The 24,125-nt window shown below is 72.4% G+C and carries 21 protein-coding genes; 13 read left to right on the top strand and 8 right to left on the bottom strand.

The genetic code is table 11. The annotated features are described in order from the left end of the window. Window positions 1–150: 150 nt before the first annotated feature. Window positions 151–654, bottom strand: coding sequence for a type III secretion system chaperone family protein (locus ACE101_RS03070; RefSeq protein WP_379126071.1), 504 nt, complete (start codon window positions 652–654; stop codon window positions 151–153). A 264-nt stretch (window positions 655–918) separates the two neighbouring features. Continuing rightward, a complete protein-coding gene (locus tag ACE101_RS03065) occupies window positions 919–1,194 on the bottom strand; it encodes an accessory factor UbiK family protein (protein ID WP_379126070.1) in 276 nt (91 codons plus the stop codon). A gap of 138 nt (window positions 1,195–1,332) precedes the next feature. On the opposite strand from ACE101_RS03065, the gene ACE101_RS03060 reads away from it, so the two are divergent. The 3 genes from ACE101_RS03060 (at window position 1,333) to ACE101_RS03050 (ending at window position 4,097) form a co-directional block, all read left to right on the top strand. Beyond that, complete coding sequence (locus tag ACE101_RS03060) at window positions 1,333–2,088, top strand: response regulator (RefSeq protein WP_379126069.1); 756 nt, start codon at window positions 1,333–1,335, stop codon at window positions 2,086–2,088. After that, window positions 2,085–3,449 carry an ATP-binding protein gene (locus ACE101_RS03055; RefSeq protein WP_379126068.1) on the top strand — a complete coding sequence of 455 codons (1,365 nt, stop codon included), beginning with the start codon at window positions 2,085–2,087 and terminating at the stop codon, window positions 3,447–3,449. Before ACE101_RS03060 ends, ACE101_RS03055 begins: the two co-directional genes overlap by 4 nt. Window positions 3,450–3,602: 153 nt before the next feature. Next, the gene (locus ACE101_RS03050; protein ID WP_379126067.1) at window positions 3,603–4,097 is read left to right on the top strand and encodes a hypothetical protein; all 495 of its coding nucleotides are present in this window, start codon (window positions 3,603–3,605) and stop codon (window positions 4,095–4,097) included. 293 nt (window positions 4,098–4,390) lie between these two features. Here ACE101_RS03050 and ACE101_RS03045 read toward each other — a convergent pair whose 3' ends face one another. Next, a complete protein-coding gene (locus ACE101_RS03045; RefSeq protein ID WP_379126066.1) occupies window positions 4,391–4,648 on the bottom strand; it encodes a DUF6894 family protein in 258 nt (85 codons plus the stop codon). A 339-nt stretch (window positions 4,649–4,987) separates the two neighbouring features. Between ACE101_RS03045 and ACE101_RS03040 the strand changes: the two genes are divergently transcribed. From ACE101_RS03040 to ACE101_RS03020, 5 genes are all read left to right on the top strand, one after another. Continuing rightward, entirely contained in the window at window positions 4,988–6,367 is a 1,380-nt protein-coding gene (locus ACE101_RS03040; protein ID WP_379126065.1) for an ethanolamine ammonia-lyase subunit EutB, read from the top strand. Beyond that, window positions 6,364–7,131: an ethanolamine ammonia-lyase subunit EutC gene (gene eutC / locus ACE101_RS03035; protein WP_379126064.1), complete on the top strand. Its 768-nt coding sequence runs from the start codon at window positions 6,364–6,366 to the stop codon at window positions 7,129–7,131. Before ACE101_RS03040 ends, eutC begins: the two co-directional genes overlap by 4 nt. Before the next feature lie 150 nt (window positions 7,132–7,281). Beyond that, the gene (gene argB, locus ACE101_RS03030; protein ID WP_379126063.1) at window positions 7,282–8,196 is read left to right on the top strand and encodes an acetylglutamate kinase; all 915 of its coding nucleotides are present in this window, start codon (window positions 7,282–7,284) and stop codon (window positions 8,194–8,196) included. Between the two features lie 113 nt (window positions 8,197–8,309). Next, window positions 8,310–9,041, top strand: a complete 732-nt coding sequence (locus ACE101_RS03025) for a pyrimidine 5'-nucleotidase (protein ID WP_379126062.1) — start codon at window positions 8,310–8,312, stop codon at window positions 9,039–9,041. A gap of 112 nt (window positions 9,042–9,153) precedes the next feature. Next, a complete protein-coding gene (locus ACE101_RS03020) occupies window positions 9,154–9,576 on the top strand; it encodes a metallopeptidase family protein (RefSeq protein WP_379126061.1) in 423 nt (140 codons plus the stop codon). A gap of 67 nt (window positions 9,577–9,643) precedes the next feature. On the opposite strand, the gene ACE101_RS03015 is transcribed toward ACE101_RS03020, so the two are convergent. After that, the gene (locus tag ACE101_RS03015) at window positions 9,644–10,870 is read right to left on the bottom strand and encodes a peptide ABC transporter permease (RefSeq protein WP_379126060.1); all 1,227 of its coding nucleotides are present in this window, start codon (window positions 10,868–10,870) and stop codon (window positions 9,644–9,646) included. Window positions 10,871–10,988: 118 nt separating this feature from the next. Then, window positions 10,989–13,142 carry a methyl-accepting chemotaxis protein gene (locus tag ACE101_RS03010; RefSeq protein ID WP_379126058.1) on the bottom strand — a complete coding sequence of 718 codons (2,154 nt, stop codon included), beginning with the start codon at window positions 13,140–13,142 and terminating at the stop codon, window positions 10,989–10,991. 270 nt (window positions 13,143–13,412) lie between these two features. Between ACE101_RS03010 and ACE101_RS03005 the strand changes: the two genes are divergently transcribed. The 3 genes from ACE101_RS03005 (at window position 13,413) to ACE101_RS02995 (ending at window position 17,633) form a co-directional block, all read left to right on the top strand. Continuing rightward, the gene (locus ACE101_RS03005) at window positions 13,413–14,951 is read left to right on the top strand and encodes a class I adenylate-forming enzyme family protein (protein WP_379126057.1); all 1,539 of its coding nucleotides are present in this window, start codon (window positions 13,413–13,415) and stop codon (window positions 14,949–14,951) included. Between the two features lie 91 nt (window positions 14,952–15,042). Then, entirely contained in the window at window positions 15,043–16,506 is a 1,464-nt protein-coding gene (locus tag ACE101_RS03000) for a M81 family metallopeptidase (RefSeq protein ID WP_379126056.1), read from the top strand. Beyond that, complete coding sequence (locus ACE101_RS02995; protein WP_379126055.1) at window positions 16,503–17,633, top strand: M20/M25/M40 family metallo-hydrolase; 1,131 nt, start codon at window positions 16,503–16,505, stop codon at window positions 17,631–17,633. The genes ACE101_RS03000 and ACE101_RS02995 overlap by 4 nt, the downstream gene beginning before the upstream one ends. A gap of 42 nt (window positions 17,634–17,675) precedes the next feature. Here the strand turns inward: ACE101_RS02995 and ACE101_RS02990 are convergent, their stop codons facing one another. Both ACE101_RS02990 and ACE101_RS02985 read right to left on the bottom strand, forming a co-directional pair. Continuing rightward, on the bottom strand, window positions 17,676–17,996 hold the full coding sequence (locus tag ACE101_RS02990) for a DMT family transporter (protein ID WP_379126054.1): 321 nt from the start codon (window positions 17,994–17,996) through the stop codon (window positions 17,676–17,678). Window positions 17,997–18,192: 196 nt separating this feature from the next. After that, the gene (locus ACE101_RS02985; protein ID WP_379126053.1) at window positions 18,193–18,615 is read right to left on the bottom strand and encodes a hypothetical protein; all 423 of its coding nucleotides are present in this window, start codon (window positions 18,613–18,615) and stop codon (window positions 18,193–18,195) included. 273 nt (window positions 18,616–18,888) lie between these two features. Here ACE101_RS02985 and ACE101_RS02980 point away from each other — a divergent pair, with 273 nt between their 5' ends. Then, the gene (locus ACE101_RS02980; protein ID WP_379126052.1) at window positions 18,889–20,691 is read left to right on the top strand and encodes an MBL fold metallo-hydrolase; all 1,803 of its coding nucleotides are present in this window, start codon (window positions 18,889–18,891) and stop codon (window positions 20,689–20,691) included. A 19-nt stretch (window positions 20,692–20,710) separates the two neighbouring features. Here ACE101_RS02980 and ACE101_RS02975 read toward each other — a convergent pair whose 3' ends face one another. Further along, the gene (locus ACE101_RS02975; RefSeq protein ID WP_379126051.1) at window positions 20,711–22,171 is read right to left on the bottom strand and encodes a methyl-accepting chemotaxis protein; all 1,461 of its coding nucleotides are present in this window, start codon (window positions 22,169–22,171) and stop codon (window positions 20,711–20,713) included. A 505-nt stretch (window positions 22,172–22,676) separates the two neighbouring features. Here ACE101_RS02975 and oxlT point away from each other — a divergent pair. Next, window positions 22,677–23,960: an oxalate/formate MFS antiporter gene (gene oxlT, locus ACE101_RS02970; protein ID WP_379126050.1), complete on the top strand. Its 1,284-nt coding sequence runs from the start codon at window positions 22,677–22,679 to the stop codon at window positions 23,958–23,960. Window positions 23,961–24,125 lie beyond the last annotated feature (165 nt).

The raw sequence follows: 24,125 nt of genomic DNA, 5'->3' as shown, positions 1-24,125 counted from the left end.
GAAACCGTATCAGTCATGCAGGCCCGAACGGGCCCGGAAAGGGGGCGAATGTGGCTGGATACACGCGCGTACGATCCGGCAGGATCCGAGAAACCGCTCAGGGGTGCTCCGCGGCACCTCGGCAGGAGCGGAACGGGCTCCGGACCCCGCTCAGGCCTCGCCCTCGGTCTCGAACAGCACGGCGTCGAGGGCTTCCCGGCCCGACTTGCCGGCCCAGACCACGAACTGGAAGGCCTGGAAGTAGCGCTCGCAGGCGTCGATGGCCGATTTCAGCATCATCTCGCACTGGCGGTGGGTCGGCTCGGCGCCCCCGGTCAGCAGCAGCGAGTGGCGGAACATCACCACGTCCTCGCCGCTCCACAGGTCGAAATGGCCGACCCAGAGCTGCTCGTTCACCATCGAGACGAGCTGCAGCACATCCGTGCGGCGGCGGGGCGGCACCTTGAGGTCGAAGGCGCAGGCGATGTGCAGCGCCTCCACGTCCTCGATCCACGTATAGGCGACGTGATACTCCGCCCACTTGCCCGCGACGGCCACCGACATCTCGTCGGTCTCGGCCCGGTCGAAGATCCAGTCGCGCAGGGAGGCGAGCCGTTCGACGACATCGAGCGGGTGCTCGGCGCGCTCAAGGTCGACGATGTTCACTTGGGTCATGGCGATCCGGTTCTTGGCTCGTCCGAGCGGGGAGAAGCGTCATGGGACGTGGACAGCGATGTCGATGTCAAAGCAGATCGCATCCCCGGCACGTATTGGCCCGCAGGCGATGAGCTTAACGGCCGACTTGTCTCCCCTTGATGACGGCGAATCAGGGCTTGGGTCACTATAGCCCGGTCGAGTCGCGAGACTCAAAGCGAAACCTCCGGGGAAAGCGGGACGCAAGCCCGCCATCCACCGAAGCTTCCTGTGAATAAGCGGAGATCAGGCGCCCGCGGGCTTTGACGCCGGGGCGCCGCCCTGGGCGGCTTCGAGCGCCGCGACGCGGGCGGCGAGCGCCTCGTTCTGGCTGCGCAGCGCGCTCACGAGGTCGCGCAGCACCTCCACCTCCTCGCGCGAGGCCACGTCCATGTCGCGCAGGAGGCGCTCCACCTGGGCGCGCACCATGGTCTCGGCCTCGCGGCGCATGCCCTGGGCGGCACCGGCGGCATCCGTCATCAGGCGGGCGAAATCGTCGAGCAAGCGGTTCTGGGACTGCACCGTGGTCTCCTGGTCTCGAGGCCGTCGCCCGCAGATGGGACGATCCGGGCGGTCCCGCAATCCGCGAAGCGCCGAATCGCCCGGCACGCGACCCGAACATTGCGGTCCTTTTCCGGCAGCGGGAGCGGAAACATTCGGATGCTTCAAGCGGAGGCCGCGCTCGGGCATAACACGGGAGTGACCAGCACGCCTCACATCCTCCTCGTGGAAGACGACCGCGAGATCAGCCAGCTCGTCGCCCGCTACCTGCGCGGCAACGACCTCAGAATCAGCATCGCGGGCGACGGCCGCGAGATGGATCGGCTGATGGCCGATTCCCGGGTCGACCTGATCGTCCTCGACCTGATGCTGCCGGGCGAGGACGGGCTGTCGATCTGCCGGCGCCTGCGCGCGCAATCGACGGTGCCGATCCTGATGCTCACCGCCAAGGGCGAGGAGATCGACCGCATCGTCGGGCTCGAACTCGGGGCGGACGATTATCTGGCCAAGCCCTTCAACCCGCGCGAGCTGCTCGCCCGGATCCGGGCGGTGCTGCGCCGGGGCGGCGGCGGGGCCGCGCGGGACGAGGAGGCGGCGCGGCGGCTCGGCTTCGGGGGCTTCGTGCTCGATGCGGGGCTGCGCCAGCTCCTCAACCCGGACGGGGCCCAGGTGGCGCTGACGGCGGCGGAGTTCGACCTCCTGCACGCCATGTGCCTGCGCCCGGGCCGGGTGCTCTCCCGCGACCAGCTCCTCGACCTGACCCAGGGCCGGGCGCCCGGCCCGTTCGAGCGCAGCATCGACGTGCTGGTGAGCCGCATCCGGCAGAAGATCGAGCGCGACCCGCGCAACCCGGAGATGATCAAGACCATCCGCTCCGGCGGCTACGTCTTCACCCCGGAGGTGAGCCGGGCATGAGCGGGCGGGTGCGCCTCCCCCGGCGCATCGCCGGGCAGATCGCGATCCTGGTCGTCGCCGCCATCGTGGTGACCCACGTCGTCCTGACGGTGGCGTTCCTGCTCATCCGTCCGGACCTGCGGCGCCTGGAGGAGCATCCGGGCGCGCTCGCCAACCGCCTTGCCCTGGTGGTGCGCATGCTGGCCGCGACGGGCCCGGAGGACCGGGCCGCCGTGGTCGCCGCCGCCGCCCAGGGCCCCTCCGGCTTCCGCCTCACCGTGCTGCCGCGCGAGGCGCCGCCCCCCGCCCCGATCCGCGCCAGCACCGAGGCCGAGGAGCTGCGGCGGACCCTCGGCGAGGGTTTCGAGGTGACGGCGAGCGGGCATCTCGCGCCGGGCGACGACCGCCCGCGCCGGCTCGTCATCCGCGGTCCGGCGCTCGCCCTCGCGGCCGACCTGTCGCCCCGGGCGGAGCGGCGCAGCCCCCTCACCGGCGCGATCCTCTTCACCCTGTTCTTCCTCGCCCTCAGCCTGACCCTGCTCTCGGTCTGGGCGGCGCGGGCGCTGACGGCGCCGCTCGGGCGGCTCGCGCGCGCGGCCGAGGCCTTCGGCACCGACATGGATCTCGCGCCCCTGCCGCAGGCGGGGCCCGAGGAGGTGCTGGCGGTCTCGCGCGCCCTCGACCGCATGCGCGCCCGGGTCAAGCGCCTGATCGACGACCGCACCCACATGCTGGCGGCGATCAGCCACGACCTGCGCACGCCGATCACCCGCCTGCGCCTGCGGGCGGAATTCCTGGAGGACGAGGCCCTGCGCGCGCAGTTCCTGCGCGACCTCGACCAGATGAACGCCCTCGTCGAGGCCGCCCTGTCCTTCGTGCGCGACGGGCGCACCCGCGAGGGACTCGCCCTCATCGATCTCGCCTCGGTGGTGCAGACGGTCTGCGACGGCTTCGCCGATATCGGCGAGGACGTGCGGGCGGAGGGCCTGAAGCCCTGCCTCGTGAAGGGCGCCCCCGCCGAGCTGCAGCGGGCGCTGACGAACCTCGTGGACAACGCCGTGAAGTATGGCGGCGGCGCCACCGTGCGCCTCGTCCAGGAGGGCCCGCAGGCGGTGGCGGTCGAGGTGCTGGACGAGGGGCCGGGCGTCCCCGAGGGCGAATTGTCCGCGATGCTCGAACCCTTCGTGCGCGGCGACCGGGCGCGCACCCTCAACGAGGCCGGCGGCTTCGGCCTCGGCCTGTCGATCGCGGCCGCCATCGCCGAGGCCCATGGCGGCGCCCTCCGGCTCGCCAACCGGACGCCGCGGGGCCTCGCGGTGCGGCTCGAACTGCCCCGCGCCGCGGCGGGAGCGCCCCGCCGCTCCCCCGCCGAGGCGGCCTGACGGAAGGCCGCGCGAGCCAGGCCAGGGAATTTTGTTTCCGCGTATTGCCGGCCGGGCGGGCGCAACGGCCGGTAACCAAGTCGACCCGCGCGCTTAAACCGGTTTAACCATCCGGGCCGGCATCGTGGCGGCGCCCCTCCCCGCGAGCCCGCGATGACGACGATCTCCGCCTCCTCCCCGCCATTCTCCCCCCGCCAGCGCCTCCTCGATCAGGTGAGCGCCAAGGAGCAATCCGGCGCGATCGGCGCGACGGATGCCGAGGCCCTGTCGCGCGCCATCGACGACATCGACCAGACCCTGAGCCAAGGCGCCTCCGGCACCCGCCCGGCGCGCCTCGACCCTTCGGAGGCCACGAGCCGCATCGACGACCTGATCGCGGGCGAGGTCGACAAGGGCACGCTCACGGGCGAGCAGGCCGAGACGCTCAAGGGCCTTCTCTCCCAGCAGGGCCCGCAAGCGGGCGGGCCGGTCGGCGGCGTCGCCTCCTCGACCTCCACCGCCTCGGGCAGCCGCCTCGACGATCTCCTGTCGAATTTCCTCAAGCAGATCCAGGACGCGCAATCCCCGGGCCAGGCCACGCGCTACGGCGCGACCGGCAGCAGCGGCGGCACCGTCGCGAGCGCCTTGCTGGTCGATTTCCAGGCGTGAGGCTTCGGGCCCCGGGCCGAAGCCGGCCGGGAGGCGTCCCGCGCGCTCGCCTACTCCGTTTTCCACGCGGGCGAGGGGGCGGCATACCCCGTCGTGGCGGTGGCGAGTCCGCCGCGGCCCGGCGATACTTCGTGGTCTCGCATGAGACCTTCGGCGGGATGGTTCGGCCTCGTCCCGCCCGCGATCGGCACGAGGCGCGGCACGGGAAACGGGCGGCGGGCGCACAGGACGGCACCGGATCGCCTCCTCGGAAGGCGCCGCCACGCCGTCATCGTGGCCGCCGAGGAGCCCGGTCAGGCCACCAGGCCGTGAACGGGCCGGTCGGCCTGCGGGATCGCGCCGAGCGCCACGCGCAGCACGGTCTGCCCGGTCTCGTCGCGGACCGTCAGGGCGAGGTCGGCGGCCGGCCCGCAGGGCAGGGTCGCCGAGGCGCAGGAGCGCAGGGCCTGCACCGCTTCGGCGCGCGCGGCGCGCGCATCGGCCAGGATCACACCGACGTCATCCCGGGCATCGAAACCCTCGGCTTCAAGGTCGAAGAAGTAGCGGTGCACGGCCTTCCTCCATGGTGGAATGCTGCTTAGAGCCCGGGACGGCGTGCCTCGCCATCACACAGGATAGCCTGCTGGGCGATGCAATAAGTGTTCCTGCGGCGCGGCATTTGCGTAGGTAGTCCGGCCGGCTCGGTCGGACAGGGGCGCGCGCCGGAATTTCGTCTCATGCGGGTCACGCGGGCCTGCTCGCAGCCGCCGACCTCCGCGCTGGGGCATTGTCCGGCGAAGCAGATCCCGGTCCGCCGCAGAAAATGCGGTAAAATCAAAGACCTAGGGCAGCGACCGATTGCAACGGGATCGGGCGCCGCCCTAGAATGGTCGAGGAAGAGGGAGACCGGAATGGCCTACCGGCACGTCGTCGGCCCGCGCAGCTGGGTGTTCGCCGATCTCGCCGAGCTGATGGCGAAGGCGAGCCCGATCCGCTCGGGCGACCGCCTCGCCGGCATCGCGGCGGGCAGCGCGGAGGAGAGCGTCGCCGCCCGCTGGTGCCTCGCCGACCTGCCGCTCACGGAACTGATCAACCGGCCGCTCATCCCCTACGAGGAGGACGACGTCACGCGGCTGATCCTCGACACGCACGACGCCGCGGCCTTCGCCCCGATCGCCCACCTCACGGTCGGCGGCCTGCGCGAGTTCCTGCTCACCGCCGATTCCGCGACCCTGGCGGCGCTCGCCCCCGGCATCACGCCCGAGATCGCCGCCGCCGTGTCGAAGATCATGCGCAACCAGGACCTGATCCTAGTCGCCCGCAAGGCCCGGGTGGTGACCCGGTTCCGCAACACGATCGGGCTGCCCGGCACCCTGGCGGTACGGCTTCAGCCCAACCATCCGAGCGACGATCCGGCGGGCATCACCGCGGCGATCCTCGACGGGCTGTCCTACGGCTGCGGCGACGCGGTGATCGGCATCAACCCGGTCTCGGATTCGGTGCAGGCGCTCACGCGCCTGCTGCATCTCCTCGACGACCTCATCGCCCGCTTCGCGATCCCGACCCAGGGCTGCGTGCTCACCCACGTCACCACGACGCTCGAGGCGATCAACCGCGGCGTGCCGGTGGACCTCGTCTTCCAGTCGGTCGCCGGCACGCAGAAGGCCAATGCCTCCTTCGGCGTCACCCTGCCGCTTCTCCGGGAGGCACACGAGGCGGCGCTCGCGCTCAAGCGCGGCCATCTCGGCGACAACGTGATGTATTTCGAGACCGGCCAGGGCTCGGCCCTCTCGGCCGATGCGCATCACGGCATCGACCAGCAGACCCTGGAGGCGCGGGCCTACGCGGTGGCCCGGGCCTTCCGGCCGCTCCTCGTCAACACCGTGGTGGGCTTCATCGGGCCCGAATACCTCTACGACGGCAAGGAGATCATCCGGGCCGGGCTGGAGGACCATTTCTGCGGCAAGCTGATGGGCGTGCCGCTCGGCTGCGACGTCTGCTACACCAACCACGCCGAGGCCGATCAGGACGACATGGACACCCTGCTGACGCTGCTCGGGGCGGCGGGCGTCACCTACATCATGGGCGTGCCGGGGGCCGACGACGTGATGCTGAACTACCAGTCGACGTCCTTCCACGACCAGCTCTACCTGCGCGAGGTGCTGGGGCTGAAGCGGGCGCCGGAATTCGCCGCCTGGCTCGAACGGATCGGCCTTGCCGACGCGGCCGGGGCGCTCCTGCCCGGCGGGGCCGCTCCGCTGCTCGCCGCCGCGCCGGGGCTGGCCGCGTGAGCCCCGAGGAGGCTTGGCGGCGCCTCGCCGCCCTCACCCCCGCCCGGATCGGGCTCGGCCGAGCCGGGGCGGGCCTGCCGACCCGGGCGGTGCTCGACTTCGCCCTCGCCCATGCCCAGGCCCGCGACGCGGTGCACACGCCCCTCGATGCGCCGGCCCTGCGGGCGGAGATCGAGGCCCTGGATCTGCCGACGCTCGCGGTCGCCTCAGCGGCCCCCGACCGCGTCACCTACCTGCGGCGCCCCGATCTCGGGCGCCGGCCCGACCGGGAGAGCCTGGAGCGCCTCGCCGCCGCGGCGGGCGGCCCCGTCGACCTCGCCCTCGTGGTGGCGGACGGGCTCTCGGCCCGGGCGGTCCACGAAGGCGCAGTGCCGCTGCTGCGGGCCCTCCGGCCCGCGCTCGTCGGCTCGGGCTGGTCGCTCGCCCCGGTCGTGGTGGCCGAGCAGGCCCGGGTGGCGCTCGGGGACGCGGTCGGCGCGGCGCTCAAGGCCCGGGCCGTGGCGGTGCTGATCGGCGAGCGGCCGGGCCTCTCCTCCCCCGACAGCCTCGGGATCTACCTCACCCTCGATCCGCGTCCCGGCCGCACCGATGCGGAGCGCAACTGCCTGTCGAACGTGCGCGGGGCCGGGCTCAAGCCGGATCTCGCCGCCTTCAAGCTGCACTGGCTGATCGCGCAGGCGTTCCGGCGGGGGCTCACCGGGGTCGGCCTCAAGGACGAGAGCGACGGGCTGCCCGGGCCGGCGGAGACCCCGGCGCTGCCCTGAGCGGAGCGGGGGCGTCGTCACCCGTCCCGCGTCATCATCCCGTCGCACAGCCTCCCCTAAAGGCGGCGTTCCACGCTTCCGACGCCCGGAATCCTGCGCTAGAACCCGCCGCCCCGGGGGACGGGGACCGACCGAGAGGACGCCGCCACGATGAGCCAATCCGACACGGACGCGCTGCCCAACGTCCACGTGCGGGCCGAGGTGCTGGTGCAGGCGCTGCCGCACATGCAGCGCTACGACGAGGAGATCGTCGTCATCAAGTATGGCGGCCACGCCATGGGCGACCGCGCCGCCGCCGAGGATTTCGCCGAGGACGTGGTGCTCCTCGAGCAATCCGGCCTGAAGCCGGTGATCGTGCATGGCGGCGGCCCGCAGATCGGCCGCATGCTCGACCGGCTCGGCATCAAGTCCGAGTTCCGCGAGGGCCTGCGCGTCACCGACGAGGCCACCGTCGAGGTGGTCGAGATGGTGCTGGCCGGCTCGATCAACAAGCAGATCGTGGGCTGGATCTCCGCCGAGGGCGGCAAGGCCATCGGCCTGTGCGGCAAGGACGGCAACATGGTCCAGGCCCGCCGGGCCACCCGCACCGTGGTCGATCCCGATTCGCACATCGAGCGCCACGTCGATCTCGGCCTCGTCGGCGAGCCGGAGCGCGTCAACCGGGCGGTGCTCGACGCGGTGCTCAAGGCCGAGCTGATCCCGGTCCTCGCCCCCGTGGCGGTGGGCTCGGACGGGCAGACCTACAACGTCAACGCCGACACCTTCGCGGGCGCCATCGCCGGGGCGATGCGGGCCAAGCGCCTGCTCCTCCTCACCGACGTGCCGGGCGTGCTCGACAAGAACAAGAAGCTGATCCCGGAACTCTCCGTCGAGGATTGCCGCAAGCTGATCGCGGACGGCACCATCACGGGCGGCATGATCCCGAAGATCGAGACCTGCATCTACGCCATCGAGCAGGGCGTCGAGGCGGTGGTCATCCTCGACGGCAAGGTTCCGCACGCGGTGCTCCTGGAGCTGTTCACCGATTACGGCGCGGGCACGCTGATCCGGCGCAGCGCCATCTGAACGGCGGCCCCGCGGGGCCGCCGGACCATCCCCGCTTCCCTTCCGGAGCGGGACGCTTATCTTGAACGCCCGGGGGCCGCGGGGCCCCCTTCGCGTCGAATGGGTCGAGACCCGTGTTCCTGCCCAGCGAGAGCCATCTCACCGCCCCCAACGCCCGCGGCTTCGCGGATGTCGACACCTGGGTCTTCGACCTCGACAACACGCTCTATCCGCACGATGCCCGCGTCTGGCCGCAGGTCAACGAGCGCATCACCCGCTACGTGATGCATCTGTTCGGGCTGGACGGGCTCTCGGCCCAGGCGCTGCAGAAGTATTTCTACCACCGCTACGGCACGACCCTGCGGGCGCTGATGGACGAGTGGAAGATCGATCCCTACGACTTCCTCGACTTCGCGCACGACATCGACCATTCGAGCATCGTCCTCGACCCGGCGCTGGGGCAGGCGATCGAGGCCCTGCCGGGGCGCAAGCTCATCCTCACCAACGGCTCGCGGCGCCACGCCGAGAACGTGGCGCGCAAGCTCGGCATCCTCGATCATTTCGAGGACGTGTTCGACATCGCGGCCTCGGACTTCGTGCCCAAGCCCGAGCGGTCGGCCTACGAGAAGTTCCTCGACCGGCACGGGGTCGACCCGGCCCGGGCGGCCCTGTTCGAGGACATCGCCAAGAACCTCGTCGTGCCCCACGACCTCGGCATGGCGACGGTGCTGGTGGTGCCCCGCACCCTGGACCCCTTCCGGGATCCCACCGAGCAGGAGGCGGTGCGGGCGCCCCATATCGACCACATCACCAACGATCTCGCCGGCTTCCTCGCCGAGCGGGTCTCGCCGGCCCTCGCCCCGTGAGCCCCGAGGGCGATCCGGCGGAGATCTGGGGCCGGCGCATCGGCCGCGGCCTCGGCGTCGTGGCCGTCGCGGTGATGGCGTGGTGGCTCGGCGTGCAGCTCAGGCTCTGGTGATGACCGACACGCCCGACTGGAGCGCCGCGCGCGCGCCCGACCTCGCCGCCTTCGAGGCCCTGGCGGAGACGGCCTTCGCGCGCCTGCCCGAGGCCTTCCGGCGCCTCTGCCAGGGCGTGGTGATCCGGGTCGAGGATTTCCCGGACGAGGAGACCCTCGACGAGATGGGCTGCGAGAGCGAGTTCGACCTGCTCGGGCTGTTCCGCGGCACCGGCCTCGCCCAGGGCGGCGGCGCGGCGAGCCTCGCCACGGGCCAGTTCCCCAACATGGTCTGGCTCTACCGCCGCCCGCTGCTCGATTACTGGGCCGAGCACGACGAGATGCTCGGCCACCTCGTCACCCACGTGCTGGTGCACGAGATCGGCCACCATTTCGGCCTCTCGGACGCGGACATGGCCCGGATCGAGGCGCAGGCCGAGTAGGCGTCGTTCGCCGAAACGGTCACAGGTCCGGCGGCGGCGAGGCTGCGCGACCGGGACGCTGCGCGGCCTATCCGCCCCGGCCCGGCAGGGCGCTGGCCTTCGGCCGGCTGGTGCGGAACTGGCCGCGCTCGATGGCGATGAAGGCCAGCACTGCGATCGCCACGCTGGTGAGCCACCAGATCACCGTGGTGCCCATGCCGAGGCAGGCCGAGGCGAAGGCGGTCATCGCGGTCGCCATGGCGCCCGGCGCGAGCGTCGGGTGATCGCGGCCCGATTGCAGCACCGCCGACCACAGCACGAAGGCCGCCGCGACGGCCCCGACGACGCCGAGTTCGTACCAGATCTCGAACAGGAGCGAGGTCGGTGCGCTCGGCGGCAGGAGCCCGACGATCCGCCCGCGCAGGGCGGTCTCGAAGCCGTGCCCGGTGAGGAGGCGCAGGGGCTCGCTCGTCACCACGCGCTGCCACGTCTTCAGGGCCATCGCCAGCGGATGCGCCGTGCCGAGGAGCGGCGTCACCAGCGGCCGCAGCAGGAAGGGGATGAGCGGCGCGAGGGCGAGGAGCCCCGCCGCGGCCCCGGCCACGATCCGCACGCCCGGGCCCGGCCGCCACGCCGCCAGCACGAAGGCGACGGCGCCCGCCGCGAGGGCGAGGAGTGGGATCGGGCCCGGCGCGAGCACCAGGGCGAGGGCCACCGCCACCGCGACGCCGAGCGCCTCGACGTCGCGGCGGCGCGAGCGCAGCCACGCCACCGCGGGCCAGACCAGGAGCGCGAGCAGCATCGCGCCGCGCTCCAGGGTGGAATCGTCGTCGAGGCCGATGCGCAGGGCTGCGCCGCTGAACAGCCCGAGCGCCACCGCCGCCACCGCCGCGAGCCCGACGCCTACCGGCAGCAGGTAGGCGTTGGCCGCGCGCATCCGGTCCGGCAGGGCGAGGTAGCCTGCCAGGGTCAGGAGGACCGTGATCGCGATGTTGAGGAGCCGCTCGGTGGCGGAGCCCGGGAAGGGCGTCCAGACGATCGAGAGCGCCGCCCAGCCGACGAGGAGCGCCCCCGCCGCCATCGCCCGCGAGCGCACGAAGCGGACGAGGCCCGCCCCGAGCGGCCGGCCCGCCCCGTCGAGGGCCGTGGCGAGGCAGAGGAGCGCGACCGCGATCGGCACCAGGATGACGATGGCCCGGCGCGACACCAGGGTGGCGAGGGGCACCACCACCAGCATGCAGAGGAAGCCGATGCGGCGCAGCAGCGCCGCCGCGTCGACGGCCGGATCGGGGGAGGAGGAAGCCGCGCGCGGCATGGGCGACGAGCCTTCGGGCGGCGCGCCTGCGGGCGCGCAATCCTCCCCTCCTAGTCAGCCGGCCGTCCGAGCGCTGTAGACACGGTGCAACACTGCGGGCCGGCGAGCCCGTGCGGGATCACGCCGCCCGCACGCTCGCCAGGAAGCAGCCGACCTCGGCGCGCAGGCGTTCCGCCTCCGCGGCAAGGCCTGAGGAGGCGGCACTCACCTGCCCGGCGGCGGCCCCCGCCGCCTGCGCGGCCTGCGCGACCCCCGCGATGTCGGCCGTCATCGCGCCGGTGCCGTCCGAGGCCTGCCCCATGTTGCGCACGATCTCCTGGGTGGTGGCGCCCTGCTGCTCCACCGCGGCGGCAATGCCCGCGGTCACCTCCTCCATGCTGCCGATGCGCGCGGCGATGGCCTGGATCGCCGCCGCGGCGTCGCCGCTCGCGCTCTGGATCGCGCCGATCTGGCTGGAGATCTCGTCCGTGGCCTTGGCGGTCTGCTGGGCGAGGCTCTTCACCTCGGCGGCGACCACCGCGAAGCCGCGGCCCGCCTCCCCGGCCCGGGCCGCCTCGATGGTGGCGTTGAGCGCGAGAAGGTTCGTCTGGCCGGCGATCTGCGACACCATGCCGATCACGTCGCCGATCCGGGTGGCCGCCGCCGAGAGCGCCTCGACGGTGCCCGCCGTGCGGCTCGCCTCCTCGACCGCCCCGCGCGACATCGCGGCCGCCTGCTCCACCTGCCGGCTGATCTCCCCCACGGTGGCGCCGAGTTCCTCCGCCGCCGCCGCGACGGCGGTCACGTTGCCGGCGGTCTGATGGGCGGTGGCGGCGACGCCCGTGGAGCGGCGCGCCGTCCCCTCGACCGCACCCGTCATGGTGTCGGCGGCCTGCGAGAGGCCGGCCACCGCCTGCGCCACGCCATCCACGATGCCGCCCACCGAGCGCTCGAACCCGTCCGCGAGGTCGCGCAGCAGGGCCCGCCGCTCCTCCTCCTGACGCAGGCGCTGGGCCGCCTCGGTCTCGAGCTGCCGCGCGGCGTCCTCCAGCGAGACGTCGCGGATGACCGCCACCGCCCGGGCGATGTCGCCGATCTCGTCGGCGCGCCGGTGGCCCGGCACCTCGGCCAGGGTCTGGCGCGCCGCGAGCGCCTGGAGGGCTCCGGTCAGGGCGCCGAGGGGGCGCACGATCGACAGGGCGAGGGCGGTGCCGATGAGCGCGGTCAGGGCCAGCACCGCCGCCGCCGACAGGGCGAGCAGGCGGGTGAGGCGGCCCACCGCCCGGAGGGCCTCGCCCTCCTCCTGCTCGGCCAGGATGGTCCAGGACGTGCCGAGCACCGAGACCGGCGCGGAGGCCGCCACGCGGGTGCCGTCCGCGCTCTGGAACGTGAAGGCGCCGCCCGAGCGGAGAGCGTCGGCCGGGACGCCGCGCTCGCTCACCGGGCGCCCGGCCCGCGGGCCGCCCAGCGGCGGGTTGCTGCGCAGGAACCCGTCCGCCCCCACCGCCATCACCTGCCCGGTCAGGCCGAGGCCCTCGCGGTCCGACAGGGTGGCGTCGAAGGCCGCCGGCGACAGGCGCAGGATGAGGAAGCCGATGCGCGTGGCGGCCTGCCCCGTGCCCATGGCGACGTTCGCCCGCCGGGTGATGGCGCGCCCGACGAAGGCGGCGGGCCCTTCGCCCACCGGATAGGCGGCGAAATCCTGGAACAGGGCGACGTCGCCCTCGGCAGCCTTCAGCCGCTCGACGAGCCGCGCGAGGGCTGTGCCGGCGAGGCCCGGATCGGAGACGGACTTGGCGAAGTCGCCGTCCTTGGTCGCCGTGTAGACGATGCGTCCGCCCTCCTCCACGAAGAGGACGTCCGCGATGCCCGGACGCGCCACGAGCCGGCGGGCGGCCTCCTGCACCTTGGCCTGGCGGCGCCCGTACATCGTGCCGGTGCTGGTGCCGTCGAGGGCGAGGCGATCCGCCACGCTGGCGGGGGCGGTGAAGGCCTTCACCACCGCCTCGAAATCGGGCTTGGCGGGATCGAGCGTCTCGATGAGGTCCGGCAGGTTGCTGGCGACCTGGGGGGTGCCGGCGAGGGCCTGCACCTCATCGGCGAGGCGCCCCGCCACGAGCTCGATGCCGGCCTTCCGGGCCGTCGCCGCGAAGGCGAGGCGCTCCTGCACCGCCGTCACGAGCCCGTCCCTGGCCGCGTACCAGCTCAGGGTCCCCATCGCGGCCGCGCTGATGAGCGCAAGGCCGACCGTCGTGGCCGGGAGGCGGACCTTGAGACTTGCGAGCAGGGACATGTTGCGGACCACGTGCGAGTGTGCCGAAATCGATTATGTCACAAGCGTGAACATTCTATTAATCTGCGCTCATCAACCAAAGTACATGGAGGCGCATCCACGAAGACCGGACCTCCGGCATCAGATTCAAAGAAATCGCGTGAGCGACCGGTACAACACTTGGTTTCGCGACCGAACCGGCTGGGATCACCCGCGCCCGGCGAAGGTCCGGGTGACGATCGCGGCCCGGTTGCGTAAGACGAGGGCTCGTTCCGCGGCCCGGAGTTCCCCGTGAGCGCCCCATCCGACGCCAGCCCGCCCCCTGCCCGCTTCAACGGCGCCCGTCACTGCCTGGAGGCGAATGCGCGCCGCCATCCCGACAAGCCGGCGCTGATCCTGGCGGGCGACGGCGACGCCGCCGAGGTCCTGACCTACGGCGCGGTGGACCGGGCGGTGCGCGGCGTCGCGGCGGGGCTGCTCGATCTCGGTCTCAGCCCCGGCAGCCGGGTGATGATCCGGATGGGCAACGACGCCGATTACGCCATCGTCTACTTCGCGGCCCTGGCCGCGGGGCTGGTGGCGCAGCCCTCCTCGCCGCAGCTCACCCCCGCCGAGGCCGCCTTCCTGATGGCGGATTCCGGCGCCGCCGCCGTGGTGGCCGCCGAGGATTGCCCCCTCGACCCGGACGCCTGCCGCGGGCGCGTGGTGCTGCGACCGGCGGACGTGGCGCGGCTGCGGGCCGGGCCGCCCCTGCCGGCCTATGCGGACACCGCGGCGGACGACCCGGCCTACCTCGTCTACACCTCCGGCACGACGAGCCGGCCGAAGGGCGTGCTGCACGCCCACCGCACCCTCTGGGGGCGGCGGCCGATGCACGACCACTGGCTCGGATTGCAGGAGAGCGATGTGGTGCTGCATGCCGGCACCATGAACTGGACCTACACGCTGGGCGTCGGCATCCAGGATCCCTGGGCACGGGGCGCCACGACGGTGCTCTATACGGGCCGGCGCGATCCCGGGATCTGGCCGGCCCTGATCGCCCGCTACCGCGCCACGCTGTTCGCCGCGGTGCCGAGCCTCTACCGGCAGATCCTCAAATACGCCGATCTCGGCGCCCACGACCTGTCGAGCCTGCGTCACGGCATCACGGCGGGCGAGGCGCTCTCCGCCCATCTCCTCGACGAATGGACCCGGCTCACCGGCAAGCTCCTCTACGAGGCGCTCGGGATGAGCGAGATCTCGACCTACATCTCGACCGGCCCGACCGTGCCGGTGCGCCCCGGCTCCCCCGGCCGGCCGCAGCCGGGGCGGCGCGTCGCCATCCTGCCCCCCGAGGGCCCGCCCGCGCCGCTGCCGGCGGGCGAGCCGGGGCTGCTCGCGGTCCACCGCTCCGATCCCGGTCTGATGCTCGGCTACTGGAACCGCCCCGACGAGGAGGCGGCGGTCTTCCGGGGCGAGTGGTTCACGGGGGGCGACCTCGCCCGGTTCGACGCGGACGGCTACGTCTGGTTCGAGGGCCGCCACGACGACGTGATGAACGCCTTCGGCTACCGGGTCTCGCCGAACGAGGTCGAGGCGGCGCTGATCGGCCATCCGGACGTGCAGGAGGTGGCGGTGGCCGAGCGGACGGTGCGGGCGGATGTGCGCGTCATCGCCGCCTACGTGGTGCCGAAGCCCGGCGCGGAGCCGGACCGGGAGGCGCTGCTCGCGTGGTGCGCGGAGCGCCTCGCCGCCTACAAGTGCCCGCGCGAGATCGTGTTCCTGGATGCCCTGCCCCGCACCCCGAACGGCAAGGTGCAGAGGAAGCGCCTCGCCGAGACGGCCGGGTGAGCGGCCCGGCTCTTGCAGACCGGCGGCCGAGGTTATCGCGATCGCCTGCGCCGGATCCGGAAGCCGCCTCGCCCATGGAGACCATCCCCGCGTGAAGCTCTTCATCGCCTCCCTCGCGACCGAGACCAACACCTTCGCGCCCCTGCCGACCGGGCGGACCGCCTTCCTGGCCGACTACGCCCGCCGCGACGGCAGCCTGAACCCGCCGCGCCTGAGCAATATCGGCCTCAAGGAGTGGCGCCGCCTCGCCGAGGCGGACGGCCACAGCGTGGTCGAGAGCCTCTCGACCTTCGCGCAGCCCGGCGGGATCACCCTGCGGGACGTCTACGAGGACTTGCGCGACACGCTCCTCGACGACCTGCGCGCCGCGGGGCCGGTGGATGCGGTGCTGCTGTTCATGCACGGCGCCATGGTCGCCGAGGGCTACGACGATTGCGAGGGCGACACCCTCGCCCGGGTGCGCGGGATCGTCGGGCCGGGGGTGCCGGTCGGCGTCGAACTCGACCTGCACTGCCATCTCACCGAGATGATGCGGCGGGAAGCCGACGTCATCGTGATCTACAAGGAATATCCCCACACCGACATCGTCGACCGGGCCCGCGACCTCTACCCCCTGGTGATCGGCACCGCCGAGGGACGGATCCGGCCCGTGATGGCCTATCACGACTGCCGGATGGTGAGCCTGTGGCGCACCTCGGACCCGCCGGTGCGCCGCTTCGTCGACCGCATGAGCGCGGCGGAGGGCCGGGACGGCATCCTGTCGGTGTCCTTCGGGCACGGCTTCCCCTGGGCCGACGTGGCGGATGTGGGCGCCAGGATGCTGGTCGTGGCGGATGGCGATTCCGGGAAGGCCGCGGCGCTCGCCCGCGACCTCGCCGGCGAGGTCTTCGCCATGCGCGAGGAGGCGGCCACCCGCTACGACACCATCGATCAGGCGATCGACCGGGCGCTCGCCTCCCCGGATCCGCGCCCGATGGTGCTCGCCGACGTCGCCGACAATGCCGGGGCGGGCGCGCCCTCCGACAACACAGCGATCCTGCGCCGCCTCGTGGAGCGCGGCGTGCGGGGCGTGGCGAGCGGGCTCTACTGGGATCCGGGCGCGGTCGGCATCTGCCGGGAGGCGGGGCTCGGCGCCAGCTTCACCCTGCGCGTCGGCGGCAAGTGCGGCGTCACCTCGGGCGATCCGGTCGACCTGCGCATCACCGTGCGGGGCCTCTCCGAGGCGCACAGCCAGGGCGGCCTCAGCGGCGGGCGGGCGCTGCTCGGCCCCTGCGCCTGGGTCGAGGCGGACGGCATCCACCTCGTGCTGACGAGTCAGCGCCAGCAGCCCTTCGATCCGGACGGCTTCACGGGGCTCGGCCTCACCCTGCACGACAAGCGCCTCGTGATCGTGAAGTCGATGCAGCATTTCCACGCCGCCTTCGCGCCGATCGCGAGCGAGGTGCGCTACGTGGCCGCCCCGGGCGCCGTGCCGCCGGACTTCGCCACCCTGCCCCTCACCAAGAAGGCGGGCCCCTGGTGGCCCCGCGATCCGAACCCCTTCGAGGCCGCATGAACCCGACCGATCTGCCCCTCGACCGCGAGGCGATGCTGGCCACCTTGCGCCCCTGGGTCGAGTGCGAGAGCCCGACCTTCGACGCCCCGGCGGTCAACCGCATGATGGCGCTCGCCGCCCGCGACCTCGCGGTGGCGGGGGCGGGCGTGGAGATCATCCCCGGCCGGCTGGGGCTCGGCGATTGCGTGCGCGCCCGCTTCCCGCATCCGCGGGCCGGCGCGCCCGGCATCCTGGTGCTCGGCCACATGGACACGGTGCATCCGGTCGGCACCCTGCGGGCGCTGCCCTGGCGGCGCGAGGGCGGCCGGGTCCACGGCCCCGGCATCCTCGACATGAAGGGCGGCAACCTCATCGCCCTGGAGGCGATCCGGGCCCTCGGCCGGGCCGGGATCGCGACGCCGCTCCCCGTCACGGTGCTGTTCACCAGCGACGAGGAGATCGGCAGCCCGGCGACCCGCGACCTGATCGAGGCGGAGGCCGCGCGCCACCGCTTCATCCTCGTCCCGGAGCCGGGCCAGGAGGACAACGGGGTGGTGACGGGCCGCTACGCCATCGCGCGCTTCAACCTGGAGGCGGTGGGCCGGCCGAGCCATGCCGGCTCGCGCCTCGGCGACGGGCGCTCGGCGGTGCGCAGCTTCGCCCGCAAGATCCTGGCGATCGACGCGATGACGAGCGAGGACTGCACCTTCAGCGTCGGCGTGGTCCAGGGCGGCCAGTGGGTGAACTGCGTGCCGACGACCTGCCGGGGCGAGGCGCTGAGCATGGCCAAGCGCCAGGCCGACCTCGACCGCGGCGTCGCCCGCATGCTCGCCCTCTCCGGCGCCGAGGACGACGTGACCTTCACGGTGACGCGCGGGGTCACGCGCCCGGTCTGGGAACCGGATGCGGGCACGCTCGCCCTCTACGAGACGGCCCGCGGGCTCGCCGGGGCGATGGGCCTGCCCCTGCCCCACCGCAGCGCCGGGGGCGGCTCGGACGGCAACTTCACCGGGGCGATGGGCCTGCCGACCCTCGACGGGCTCGGGGTGATCGGGCGGGGCTACCACACCCTGGAGGAGCATCTCGACGAGGACAGCCTCGTCAGCCGCGGGCGGCTGTTCGCAGGGCTGCTCGCCACCCTGGCCTGATCCGAACGGTCCGGGGCCCGGCCGGAGAGGATCGGGCGCGCCTCATTCGGGGCTCGCCAGCTTCATGAGCAGGAGCCCGCTCACGATCAGGACGGCGGCCAGGATCCGCAGCGGGCTCGCGGCCTCGCCCAGGACCGCCACGCCGGCCACGAAGGCCCCCACGGCGCCGATCCCGGTCCAGGCCGTGTAGGCGGTGCCGAGCGGCAGCACGCGCATCGACCACGAGAGCAGCACGACGCTGAGCAGCATCGCCACGGCCATCAGCACGGTCGGCCAGGGGCGGGTGAAGCCGTCCGACTGCTTCATCGCGAAGGCCCACACGACCTCGAACAGGCCGGCGATCACCAGAACGAGCCACGCCACGACAGCCTCCCCGGGCTGCCGGGCCGTCCCGGTCTTGAGAACCCGGCCCCGGCGAAGCCGGGCGGGGCGAGGACGTTGCCGTCGCGGCGCCCGGTTACCCGACGGGGCGCCGGACATCAACGCCGCCGGCGAGCCCCGCCCCCGCGCATCGTCCGCCAGGGTCGCCCGGCGGCGCCCCGGCCGAACTCGCGCGGCGTCAACAGCCCAGGCAGATCGTCCGCATGCTCCGCACCGCCCGTGCGTCCATCCGTCTCGCCAAGTCGTCGTAGAACGCCCAGGCATCCTCGACTTTCGTGAAGCTCGGAGCCTTGTTCGCTTTCGGATGCAGCGAACCGCGCAGGACAAGCATCGGCTCAACATACCCGGCCGCGTGCCTGGCTCCGCTGCCGGTCCCGCGACCGACCGGCCGATCCCGAAACTCGACCGGCCGGATCGACGACAGATCAGACCGGTGCGCCCGCGTGCAGCCAGCCGCGAGCACAATGCTGGCGAGCAACAGGAAGTTTATGGTCGTCAGATGCCGTCGATGTCTCATGCGGCTATGCTTGAGGATCGTGGTTAATATCCGGTTGTCGATGCGCGGCCACGCGGTCTGAAATCCCTGCCGCCCGCCGATCATCCGGGCGGACTTGGCTCGTGAGTTCAGGTCCGGGCGCGGGATCCCCTCCCCCGCACGGGAGAGGGGTTTCCGGGCCAGAGCGGCGGGTGGAGGCGCCGAACCCAATCAACGAGCTGGAGCAGCTCTCGTTTGAGCCGCGAACGCCCTCCCGGTGACGCTGAGGACGGTCCGATGCCTGCGGTTGACGGTCCCCGCTTGAACCGGGACCGGTTCTCGCGAAAACTTCACGTCCCGCTCGGGCATGCCGGCGGCGGATGGCCGGGAGGATGGGCCATGCAGGTTCGGTTCTTCGGAACGCGGGGCTCCCTGCCGGTCCCCGGGCCGCGCACCATCCGCTACGGCGGCAACACCTCCTGCGTGGCCCTGCGCACGGCGCGCGGCACCCGCGTCATCCTCGACATGGGCACGGGAGCCTACGCGCTGGGGCGGGAACTCGCCGCCACGGGCGAGCCCCTGCGCGGGCACGTGCTCATCACCCACACCCATTGGGACCACATCCAGGGCGTGCCGTTCTTCGCGCCCTTCTTCGTCCCCGGCAACGAGTGGGACATCTACGCGCCGCGCGGGCTCGGGGCCTCCCTGCGCGAGACCCTGTCGGGGCAGATGCAGTACAGCTACTTCCCGGTCGCGCTCGAGCAGCTCGGCGCCACGATCCGCTACCACGACCTCGTCGAGGGCGAGCTGACCCTCGAGGACGACGTCGCGGTCGAGACCCATTACCTCAACCACCCGGCCCTCACCCTCGGCTACCGGCTGACCGCGGACGGGGCCACCGTGGTCTACGCCCTCGACCACGAGCCCTTCTGCGCCGGGGCCGCCGAGGGCACCGGGGCGCTGGAGGGCGAGGACCGCCGGCATGCCGGCTTCCTGCGCGGCGCGGACCTCGCGATCCACGACGCCCAGTACGTGGCGGCGGAATACCCGGCGAAGATCGGCTGGGGCCACAGCACCATCGAGTATGCCTGCCGCGTCGCGCGGGAGGCGGGGGCGGCGCGGCTCGCCCTGATGCACCACGACCCCGACCGCGACGACGACGCCCTCGACGCCCTCGTCGCCCGCTACCGCACCGGCGATCTCGACCTCTTCGCCGCCGCCGAGGGGCAGACGATCGACCTCTCGGCCGCCCGGACCGCGCCCGCCGGCTCCCCGGTGCGCTCGGCCCGGGAGGCGGTCGGCTCGGCGCTGGCAGCGCAATCGGTGCTCCTCGCCGCCGACGACCCCGCCGCGGCGGAGAGCCTCGCGGCGATCCTGCGCGGGGACGGCATCGGCGTGCACGCGGCCGCGCCGGAGCCCGGCGCCGTCGCGGAGGCGGTCCTGCGCCACCAGCCGGCCCTCGCGGTGCTGGAGCCTCGGTCGGAGACCCCGGAGCGGGTCGGGGCGCTCTGCGCGGCCATCCGGGCGCTCGGCCCGATGGGGCAGGACCTGCCGATCGTGCTGGTGAGCCCGTCGGACGACCGGCGCGGCGACGAGGCCCTCGGCCTCAGCGACCGGCTCGTGCGGCCCTTCACGGCGAGCTACGCCCGCACCCGCCTGCGCGCGTGGCTGATGCGCACCGCCTGCCGCTGGACCCGCGCCGCCAAGCCGCCGGGCGAGGCGGAGCGGATCGCGGCCCTGCGGACGCTGCGCCTCCTCGACACGCCGGCCGAGGAGCGCTTCGACCGGATCGTGGCGCTCGCCGCCCGGAGCATCGCGGCGCCCTTCGCGGCGCTGAGCCTCGTCGACAGCGACCGGCAATGGTTCAAGGCCAATCACGGGCTGCCCCTCGGCGAGACGCCGCGGGACGCCTCGCTCTGCGCCCACGTGGTCGCGGCCTCGGACGGGTGCCGCTCGCACGCCCCGCTCGTCGTGCCCGACACCCTCCTCGACGCCCGCTTCGCCGACAACCCGGCCGTGACCGGGCCGCCCTACATCCGCTTCTACGCCGGCCAGCCGCTGATCCTGGCGGAGGGCCATTGCATCGGCACCCTCTGCGTCGCCGACACCCGCCCGCGCCTCCTCGATCCGGAGGAGGAGCGGCGCCTGCGCTGGCTCGCCGACCTCGCGCTCGCCGAGATCGCGCCCGCACCGCGCGCCTGACGGACCGCGCCGCGGGCCCTCAGCCCGCGGCGAGGAACTTGTCGACGCTGCCCTTCAGCCCGTCCGAATGCCCGGCGAGATTGCCCGCCACCGTCCGCACCTTCTCGGCGAGCCGACCGGTCTCGGTCGCGGCCGTCGACACGGCCGCGATGTTGCTCGACACCTCCTGGGTCGAGGCCGCCTGCTCGTCCACCGCGCTCGCCATCGCGAGGGTCAGCGTCGACAATTCGGCCACCGCCGCGCTGATCGTCTGCATGGCCGAGACCGCATCCCCGGTCGCCCCCTGGATGTCGTTGATCCGCTGGCTGATCTCGCCGGTCGCTTTCTCGGTCTGGGAGGCCAGCGCCTTCACCTCGCTCGCCACCACGGCGAAGCCGCGCCCCGCCGTCCCGGCCCGGGCCGCCTCGATCGTCGCGTTGAGCGCGAGCAGGTTGGTCTGGCCGGCGATGGTCGAGATCATGCCGACCACCGAATCGACCTCGCGGGCCTTGGCCGAGAGCAGGCGCACGGTGGCGTCGGTGGCCTCGGCCTGGGCGGCGATCTGCTGGGCGCGCTCGGAGACGCGGCCGACCTGCCCGGAGATCTCGTGGATGGAGGCGGTCATCTCCTCCGACCCGGCCGCCACCGTGGCGGCGCGCTGGCTCGCCTGGTCGGCCGAGCGGGTGAGACCCTCGGCGGAATGCTGCATCTCGTCCACGGCCGAGGCGACGGCCGCGACGACGCGCGACACGTCCTCGGCGATGGCGACCTGGGCGGTGGCGACCGACCACGTCAGCATCGGGCCCATGTAGCTCCCGTCCGGCCCCATGATCGCCGACACCTGGAGGTCGAGCACCTCCGGGCCGAGCCGGATCTTCGTCCGGTGCGGCAGGCGGCTCGCATCCGCCAGCATGCGCCGCTGGTGGCCCGGATTCTTGTGAAACACGTCGATCGACGCGCCGAGCAGCTGATCGGCCTTGATCGGCAGGTGGGGTTCGAGCCGGCGCAGCGTCTCCTTGGAGGCGGTGTTGAGGTAATCGATGCGGAAATCGTTCCTCGGATCCGCGGTCATCACGGCGACCGGCATGCCCTCGACCATGGTCAGAAGACGGCTCATCTCGGTCTTCTTCGTCGTGATGTCGGCGGCGAGCTTCACCACCTTGAACGGCTTGCCGCCCTGGTCGAACACCGGATTGTAGGTCGCCTCCAGCCAGACGCGCCGGCCATGCTTGCCGAACCGCATGTATTCGCCCGCCGAGAACTCCCCGGCCCGGAGCTTCTGCCAGAACGCCGCGTATTCGGGCTCGCCAGCGGACTTCTCGTCCATGAAGATGCGGTGGTGGTTGCCCTTGATCTCAGCGAGTTCGTAGCCGACCACATCGAGGAAGTTTTGGTTGGCGTGCAGTATCGTGCCATCCATGTCGAATTCGATGACTGCGAGCGAGCGATCCAGAGCCTTCAAGGTCGCCTCGGCGACATTCAACTTGTTGCTCCGAAACATACGACCCCTCCACCACGTTATGGCATGCCTTAGGAGTAAAGTCTTTAAAAAAGTTTAATCACAGATTTTTGCAATTCTCCGCCGCGAGATGATCAATCCAGAAGCGTGCCTCGACTGCGATGCAAAGTCCCCAACTTGAATTTCAAGACCGGTACTCTAGGGACGGGAGGACACGGGCTTTGCGCCAGGGAGCCGGGCGGGGCGAAGCCGGCTTTGCACCGGCCAGGATGCACCTCAGCAGAACTGCATCGGTCAATTCCGCTGAGGCCCTTGTTGTCGCATCATGTTCGCCACCAAACCGGTGACCGCTTCGGCGAATGATGCTCGGCGTCACCCGCCCGGGCCCAGGGGCAGCCCCGGCACCCAGGTCGGCTTTCGGAACGGGAGGGATGGCTGGCACGATAGCGCCAGCCTCGCCGATTCCCGGTTTGGTATGTTGCATACCAGGCATTTTAGTGCATTGTCGGCCTTCGGGCGGCCCGCCCGACCATAAGGGGAAACAGGGATGGAACGTCAGGACTCCCCGTCCGCGAAGTGGTGGCAGCTCGCGTTCGGCATCGTGTGCATGGCGATGATCGCCAACCTCCAGTACGGCTGGACGCTGTTCGTCGATCCGATCGACGCGCGCTTCCACTGGGGCCGAACCGCCATCCAGTTCGCCTTCACGCTCTTCGTCGCCACCGAGACGTGGCTGGTGCCCGTGGAGGCGTGGTTCGTGGATCGCTACGGGCCGCAGGTCGTAGTCTTCTTCGGCGGCGTGATGATCGCGCTGGCCTGGGTGATCGACGCCTACGCAGAATCGCTGCCGGTGCTCTATCTCGGCGCCGTGGTCGCCGGCATCGGGGCGGGAGCGGTCTACGGCACCTGCGTGGGGAATGCGCTGAAGTGGTTCCCGCACCGGCGCGGCCTCGCGGCGGGCGCGACCGCGGCCGGATTCGGGGCCGGCGCGGCGCTGACTGTGGTGCCCATCGCTAAGATGATCGCCACCAGCGGCTACCAGACCGCCTTCCTCACCTTCGGGCTGATCCAGGGCGCCGTCGTGATCGGGCTGTCCTTCCTGCTGCGCAAGCCGCGCACGGCCGTGCCGGTGACGCGCAAGAGCCTGCACCTGCCGCAGGCCCGGGTGGACCGCACGCCGAGCGAGGCGGTGCGCACCCCGGTGTTCTGGGTGATGTACGCGATGTTCGTCATGGTCGCGTCGGGCGGCCTGATGACGGCGGCGCAGATCGCGCCGATCGCCCACGACTTCAAGGTGGCGGATGTGCCGGTCAGCCTCTTCGGCCTGCAGATGGTGGCCCTGACGCTGGCGATCTCCCTCGACCGCATCCTCGACGGCTTCGGCCGGCCCTTCTTCGGCTGGGTCTCCGACACGATCGGCCGCGAGCCGACCATGTTCATCGCCTTCGGCACCGCCGCGGCGGCGGTCATCGTCCTCCTGCTGTTCGGCCGCAACCCGATCGTGTTCGTGCTCGCCACCGCGGTCTATTTCGGCGTGTTCGGCGAGATCTACTCCCTGTTCCCGGCCACCTGCGGCGACACGTTCGGCTCGAAATACGCGGCGAGCAACGCGGGCCTGCTCTACACGGCCAAGGGCTCGGCGGCCTTCCTGGTGCCCTTCGCCAGCATGGTCGCGGCCGCCTACGGCTGGTCGGCGGTCTTCGCCCTGATCATCGGGCTCAACCTCGCGGCGGCGGCGCTCGCCCTGTTCGTGCTGCGGCCCCTGCGGATGCGCTACCTCTCGGCCGCCGAGCCGGCGGACGAGACGGCGCGGGCGGTCCAGCTCGCCTGAGCGCCCGCCACGCGTCATGCGACGCCCCGTCCATGACGCACGGCCCATGGCGCACTGCCCATGACGCACTGCCCATGACGCACCGCCCATGACGCACCGCCCATGACGTCCGCGCATGTCGCCCCGACATCGCGCGGACTTCGTGGTTCTCGGCCATCACGCTAG

Source organism: Methylobacterium carpenticola (genome assembly GCF_042748905.1).
GTDB classification, from domain to species: Bacteria; Pseudomonadota; Alphaproteobacteria; order Rhizobiales; family Beijerinckiaceae; genus Methylobacterium; species Methylobacterium carpenticola.
This window is presented reverse-complemented; position numbering and strand designations above follow the sequence as displayed.

What these genes read in the sequence shown, in the direction of transcription:
- ACE101_RS02995 (WP_379126055.1), top strand. Translation starts at nt 16,503, where the DNA reads ATGAACCCGACCGATCTGCCCCTCGACCGCGAGGCGATGCTGGCCACC.
- ACE101_RS02975 (WP_379126051.1), bottom strand. Translation starts at nt 22,171, where the DNA reads ATGTTTCGGAGCAACAAGTTGAATGTCGCCGAGGCGACCTTGAAGGCT.
- argB (WP_379126063.1), top strand. Translation starts at nt 7,282, where the DNA reads ATGAGCCAATCCGACACGGACGCGCTGCCCAACGTCCACGTGCGGGCC.
- ACE101_RS03020 (WP_379126061.1), top strand. Translation starts at nt 9,154, where the DNA reads ATGACCGACACGCCCGACTGGAGCGCCGCGCGCGCGCCCGACCTCGCC.
- ACE101_RS03050 (WP_379126067.1), top strand. Translation starts at nt 3,603, where the DNA reads ATGACGACGATCTCCGCCTCCTCCCCGCCATTCTCCCCCCGCCAGCGC.
- ACE101_RS03015 (WP_379126060.1), bottom strand. Translation starts at nt 10,870, where the DNA reads ATGCCGCGCGCGGCTTCCTCCTCCCCCGATCCGGCCGTCGACGCGGCG.
- ACE101_RS03070 (WP_379126071.1), bottom strand. Translation starts at nt 654, where the DNA reads ATGACCCAAGTGAACATCGTCGACCTTGAGCGCGCCGAGCACCCGCTC.
- ACE101_RS03060 (WP_379126069.1), top strand. Translation starts at nt 1,333, where the DNA reads ATGCTTCAAGCGGAGGCCGCGCTCGGGCATAACACGGGAGTGACCAGC.
- ACE101_RS03055 (WP_379126068.1), top strand. Translation starts at nt 2,085, where the DNA reads ATGAGCGGGCGGGTGCGCCTCCCCCGGCGCATCGCCGGGCAGATCGCG.
- ACE101_RS02985 (WP_379126053.1), bottom strand. Translation starts at nt 18,615, where the DNA reads ATGATCGGCGGGCGGCAGGGATTTCAGACCGCGTGGCCGCGCATCGAC.
- ACE101_RS02980 (WP_379126052.1), top strand. Translation starts at nt 18,889, where the DNA reads ATGCAGGTTCGGTTCTTCGGAACGCGGGGCTCCCTGCCGGTCCCCGGG.
- ACE101_RS03010 (WP_379126058.1), bottom strand. Translation starts at nt 13,142, where the DNA reads ATGTCCCTGCTCGCAAGTCTCAAGGTCCGCCTCCCGGCCACGACGGTC.
- oxlT (WP_379126050.1), top strand. Translation starts at nt 22,677, where the DNA reads ATGGAACGTCAGGACTCCCCGTCCGCGAAGTGGTGGCAGCTCGCGTTC.
- ACE101_RS03040 (WP_379126065.1), top strand. Translation starts at nt 4,988, where the DNA reads ATGGCCTACCGGCACGTCGTCGGCCCGCGCAGCTGGGTGTTCGCCGAT.